At 67.4% G+C, this 5,019-nt stretch carries 4 protein-coding genes and 1 tRNA gene; 3 read left to right on the top strand and 2 right to left on the bottom strand.

Annotated elements, in window-relative coordinates:
* Positions 1-1,215: 1,215 nt before the first annotated feature.
* Both AB4112_RS35825 and AB4112_RS35820 read right to left on the bottom strand, forming a co-directional pair.
* Positions 1,216-1,291 (bottom strand) — tRNA-Ala (locus AB4112_RS35825).
* Between the two features lie 106 nt (positions 1,292-1,397).
* Positions 1,398-1,871 carry a TIGR02300 family protein gene (locus AB4112_RS35820; RefSeq protein ID WP_309796767.1) on the bottom strand — a complete coding sequence of 158 codons (474 nt, stop codon included), beginning with the start codon at positions 1,869-1,871 and terminating at the stop codon, positions 1,398-1,400.
* A gap of 269 nt (positions 1,872-2,140) precedes the next feature.
* Here AB4112_RS35820 and cmk point away from each other — a divergent pair, with 269 nt between their 5' ends.
* The 3 genes from cmk to AB4112_RS35805 all read left to right on the top strand — a co-directional run.
* Positions 2,141-2,785: a (d)CMP kinase gene (gene cmk, locus AB4112_RS35815; protein WP_309796769.1), complete on the top strand. Its 645-nt coding sequence runs from the start codon at positions 2,141-2,143 to the stop codon at positions 2,783-2,785.
* 125 nt (positions 2,786-2,910) lie between these two features.
* A complete protein-coding gene (rpsA, locus tag AB4112_RS35810; RefSeq protein ID WP_309796771.1) occupies positions 2,911-4,644 on the top strand; it encodes a 30S ribosomal protein S1 in 1,734 nt (577 codons plus the stop codon).
* A gap of 180 nt (positions 4,645-4,824) precedes the next feature.
* Positions 4,825-5,019 (top strand): helix-turn-helix domain-containing protein (locus AB4112_RS35805; protein WP_441725873.1); only part of this gene is annotated, 195 nt, incomplete at its 3' end.

Genomic DNA, 5,019 nt, shown 5'->3' with positions numbered 1-5,019 from the left:
AGCAGCCTGAGGCAGCGCTTGCCGATGACGACGCCGTAGCTGCCGTCCGGCCGCTCGTGGACCACGATGACGCCATGCTTGCGCTCGGCGGGCGTCGATGCCTGCAGCTTGTCCAACGGGATCTGTTTCACGTCCTTCATCCTGCTTCGGTTGCGCATGCGACCGAAGACGCCCCGTCGGCGAGGCGCGGGGGTGAAGGCGCAAGGGCAGGGCGGCGGGAGGGGGATCGCCCAGCCCGTCGCTTGCGAAGGGGCGAAGCGCAGCGGAGCGTTACAGGCCGCGGACGTGGCCGAAACCTGGGGAGGCCCGGTGCCCTGGCGGCCGTGAGGCCGCGGACCCTTGCGCCGAGGGTGGCTGGCCCCCTCAATCGTCCCGCGTCCGCGGAATCATGGCTCTGTGAAGCGTCGATGCCGAGGCTGTTGGTGAACGTGGCGGGGCGAGGCCTCCGGCCCGGGCTCTCCTGCGCTGCGCTCCGCCGAGCTCCGCAGTCGCGGATCTCGTCCCCTGCGGGGTGAAACCGATCCCTCTCGCATCACCACGAGCCCGCGGACGCGGGCCCAGGGGAACCCAGGTTCCCGCGCCGGCAAGGGGCGAGCGGTGGCGTTGCCGCCGGCGCCGGGCCGGTCTCCCCAGGTTTCGGCCGAGGCCTGCAACGCTGCGCCCCGGACGCTTCGCGTCCGGGGCGGGTGAATCCCCTCCGGCCCTCTGCTCCCTTGCCTTCGCTCCCTCCCGCCCTCGCCGGGCGGCGTCTCGGTCGCATGCGCAACCGGAGCGCATACCAGGAAGGACGCCTCTCGGACCCGTCTCCCATCGCGACGTTCACGGAACCAGCCGGTAGCGGATGCCGGCCCGTGGCGGGGACCGTCTGGAGACCCGACGTCGGCGCAAGCCGATAGCTCCCACCGTGTCGGGTCCGGGGGAGGCGCCTTCATCAACGGAGGAGCCGATGAACTGATACGAAGCGAAGCTCGCCCGGTGCCGCGATGGCCCGGTCTGCGAGAGCGCGAGCCTCGTCGGGCACTCGAAGGGGCATAAGACGACGGTGCGCAAAGATCGGACCGGAGCACTTGGCAGGGTATGTCCGGGCTATCGATGCGTGTGTCGCGTCCGTCGCGCCAAGTCGACGACGATGCCCGAATTGCGCCCGCTTCTGACACCGCACCGAGCCGGAAAAGAAAAGGGCCCAGCCACTTCCGGCTGAGCCCTTTTCTGTCTTGGTGGAGCCAAGCGGGATCGAACCGCTGACCTCTACAATGCCATTGTAGCGCTCTCCCAGCTGAGCTATGGCCCCGAAACTCTGGGTCGACGTCTTCCGGCGTGTTCGGCCGGGGTAGGTCGGCGGGGGCGGATCTTATTCATCCGCCCCGCCTATGCAAGAGGTATTTTCAAGAAATCGATCAGCGGTTCCGTTCTTCGCCGTCATCCTCGATTTCGACGTCGACATCCTCCTCGCCGAGGTCGTCGACATCCTCGATCAGGGCATCGTCTTCCTCGACGATTTCCTCTTCGGGATCGAACTCGTCGGCCGGCGCCTTCTCCTTGGCGGGGACAGGCTCACCATCCTCCTCGCCCAGCCCCTCGTCGAGCTCGCCGCCTTCGATCACCTCGACCTCTTCGACGATCTCCTCGGTGGTCTCGTCCTCTTCGGACTCCTCCTCCAACGGATCGGCGTCCTCATCGGCGACGACCGCGCGGGCCTTCACCGGTGGCTCGTCAACGATCGCGGACCGCGAACGGCGCGACTTCAGGAAGGCCTCCGGGTCGAACTCGGTGCCGCATTTCGGGCAGATAATCGGGTCACGCTGCAAGTCGTAGTAGCGGGCCCCGCAATTGTGGCAGATGCGCTTGGCGCCCCATTCAGGCTTCGCCACGCCGAGCCTCCTCGGATCATGTCAGGATTAGAGGGCGCCATCTGCCATGGCAGCGCGGCCCTGTCAAAAACAAAACGCCTGCGAAAACGCCCGGCTGCCGTTCCGCCCCCGCCGCATCCATGCTATCAGCCCGCGGTTCGACCGTTCTCGCCCCGCTTCCGGCGGGGCCGATTTGGGGAAGGCTTCTTGCAACCCACGATCCCGCACCGCTCCCTGAGGCCCGGCCTCGCCGCGCCGGCGACCGGGCTTTGCGCCCGCAGCGAGGCAGCATGACCGTGATCGCGATCGACGGCACCGCCGCTTCCGGCAAGGGCACCCTGGCCCGCCGCCTCGCCGACGCCTACGGCTTCGACCATCTCGACACCGGGCTTTTGTACCGCGCCGTCGGCCTTGCCGTGCTGCGCGCCGGCGGCGATCCGGAGGATCCGATCGCCGGCCTCGCCGCGGTGCTGGCGCTCGACCTCGGCGCGCTCGGCGATCAGGACCTGCGCGGCGATGCCGCGGCCCAGGCGGCCAGCCGGGTCTCGGCGATTCCGGGGGTGCGCACCGCGCTGCTCGACTTCCAGCGCGCCTTCGCCGGCCGCAAGCCGGGGGCGGTGCTGGATGGCCGCGACATCGGCACGGTGATCTGCCCCGACGCCCCGGCCAAGGTCTTCGTCACCGCGACTCTGGAGACCCGCGCCGAGCGCCGGTGGAAGGAGTTGCTACAGCGCGGCCACGAGGCTATATACACCGAGGTCTTTGACGACCTGAGACAGAGAGACGAGCGCGACCGTCGCCGTGCCGTGGCCCCATTGGTCCCGGCGAGCGACGCTTTTCTGTTGGATACTAGCCAGCTGACGGCGGACCAGGTGTTCGACCAGGCTCTGGCTTTCGTGTCCCGCCGGATCGGCCCTCCGCGCACCGCCACCTGAGCCTCGGGCCGTCACGGACCACAGATGATGGAGATTCGGGCATTGGGCCCGGCCCGGCCATCGCGCTCTCCCAGGCGGGACGACCCGCCGGCGCGACGACCGGTTCGTCTCTAACGGGAGTTTTCATGGCTACCAGTTCCGCCGCCGTCAAATCGGTCGAGAAGGAAAGCTTCGCCGCCCTTCTCGAAGAGTCGCTCGGCCAGTCCGAGAGCTTCGAAGGTACCGTCGTCAAGGGCCGGGTGATCTCGGTCGACAACGACATGGTGCTGATCGATGTTGGGCTGAAGTCCGAGGGGCGCGTGGCGCTCAAGGAATTCGCCGTTCCCGGCCAGGTCGTCGAGCTTGTCCCCGGTGACACCGTCGAGGTGTTCATCGAGCGGATGGAAGACAAGAACGGCGAAGCCGTCCTGTCCCGCGAGAAGGCCAAGCGCGAAGAGTCCTGGACCGCGCTCGAGAAGTCGTTCACCGACCAGCTTCGCGTCACCGGCATCATCTTCGGCAAGGTCAAGGGCGGCTTCACCGTCGACCTGAACGGCGCCGTCGCCTTCCTGCCGGGCAGCCAGGTCGACATCCGGCCGGTGCGCGACATCAGCCCGCTGATGGGCACGCCGCAGCCGTTCCAGATCCTCAAGATGGACCGCTCGCGCGGCAACATCGTGGTGTCGCGCCGCGCCGTGCTCGAAGAGAGCCGCGCCGAGGCCCGCTCCGAGCTGGTCGCCAACCTCAAGGAAGGCCAGATCCTCGAGGGCGTGGTCAAGAACATCACCGACTACGGCGCCTTCGTCGATCTCGGCGGCGTCGATGGCCTGCTGCACGTCACCGACATCGCGTGGCGCCGCATCAACCATCCGTCCGAGGCGCTGCAGATCGGCCAGGCCGTCAAGGTCCAGGTCGTCCGCTTCAACCCGGAGACCCAGCGCATCAGCCTCGGCATGAAGCAGCTCGAGGCCGATCCGTGGGAGGGTGTGGTCGCCAAGTACCCGGCGGGCGCCCGTTTCCGCGGCCGCGTGACCAACATCACCGACTACGGCGCCTTCGTCGAGCTGGAGCCGGGCATCGAAGGCCTGGTCCATGTCTCGGAGATGAGCTGGACCAAGAAGAACGTCCATCCGGGCAAGATCGTCTCCACCTCCCAGGAGGTCGAGGTGATGGTGCTCGACGTCGATCCGGTGAAGCGCCGCATCAGCCTCGGGCTGAAGCAGTGCCTGCCGAACCCGTGGGAAGTGTTCGCCGAGAAGTACCCGGCGGGCACGGAGCTCGAAGGCGAGGTCAAGAACATCACCGAATTCGGTCTGTTCGTCGGCCTGCCGGGCGAGATCGACGGCATGGTTCACCTCTCCGACATCGCCTGGGACCGTTCCGGCGAAGAGGCGATCCAGGAGTTCAAGAAGGCCGACCAGGTCAAGGTCAAGGTCCTCGACGTCGATGTCGAGAAGGAACGCATCAGCCTCGGCATGAAGCAGCTCACCGAGGACACCTTCGAGAAGGCGGCGTCCGCCCCCACCGGCGGCCTGCGCAAGGGTGAAGTCGTCACCGGCACGGTCACGGAAGTGAACGACGGCGGTGTCGAGGTCTCGGTCGGCGAAGGCCTGGTCGGGTTCATCCGCAAGTCCGACCTGTCGCGCGACCGGTCGGAGCAGCGCCCGGACCGCTTCGCCGTCGGCGACAAGATCGACGCCAAGGTGATCCAGGTCGACCGCGCCACCCGCAAGGTCTCGCTCTCCATCAAGGCCAAAGAGGTCGAGGAGGAGAAGAAGGCGATGGCGGAATACGGTTCGTCCGATTCGGGCGCCTCGCTGGGCGACATCCTCGGCGCCGCTCTGCGCCGGGCCCGCGAGAACACGACCGAAGAGAAGTAAGCACCTGCCTCACGGCCGGTGCAGGGCCCGCCTCCGAAAGGAGGCGGGCCTTTTCTTTTGGTTCCGCCTCTTTCTCGGCCGTCATTCCCGCGAAAGCGGGAATCTCCTTTCCGGTCGAGCCACGAGGAGATCCCCTGACTTCACAAACGAAGTGCAACACCCTTTGAAGGGGGTGTTGCGATGGGACGAAGCTACCGACAGTTCAGCCTCGAGGACCGGTGTGAGCTTGCCCGCCTTTACGCCGCCGGAGCCTCGCTCCGGCAAATCGCTGCAGCTCTGGATCGCGCGCCATCGAGCGTGTCTCGGGAGCTGAAGCGCAACAGCGGCGCCGCCGGAGACTACAAACCAGCCTATGCCGGCCAACAAGCCGGCGCC

It is taken from the genome of Inquilinus sp. 2KB_23 (assembly GCF_052115705.1).
In the GTDB taxonomy this organism is placed as follows: Bacteria; Pseudomonadota; Alphaproteobacteria; order DSM-16000; family Inquilinaceae; genus Inquilinus; species Inquilinus ginsengisoli_A.
This window is presented reverse-complemented; position numbering and strand designations above follow the sequence as displayed.

What these genes read in the sequence shown, in the direction of transcription:
- rpsA (WP_309796771.1), top strand. Translation starts at nt 2,911, where the DNA reads ATGGCTACCAGTTCCGCCGCCGTCAAATCGGTCGAGAAGGAAAGCTTC.
- cmk (WP_309796769.1), top strand. Translation starts at nt 2,141, where the DNA reads ATGACCGTGATCGCGATCGACGGCACCGCCGCTTCCGGCAAGGGCACC.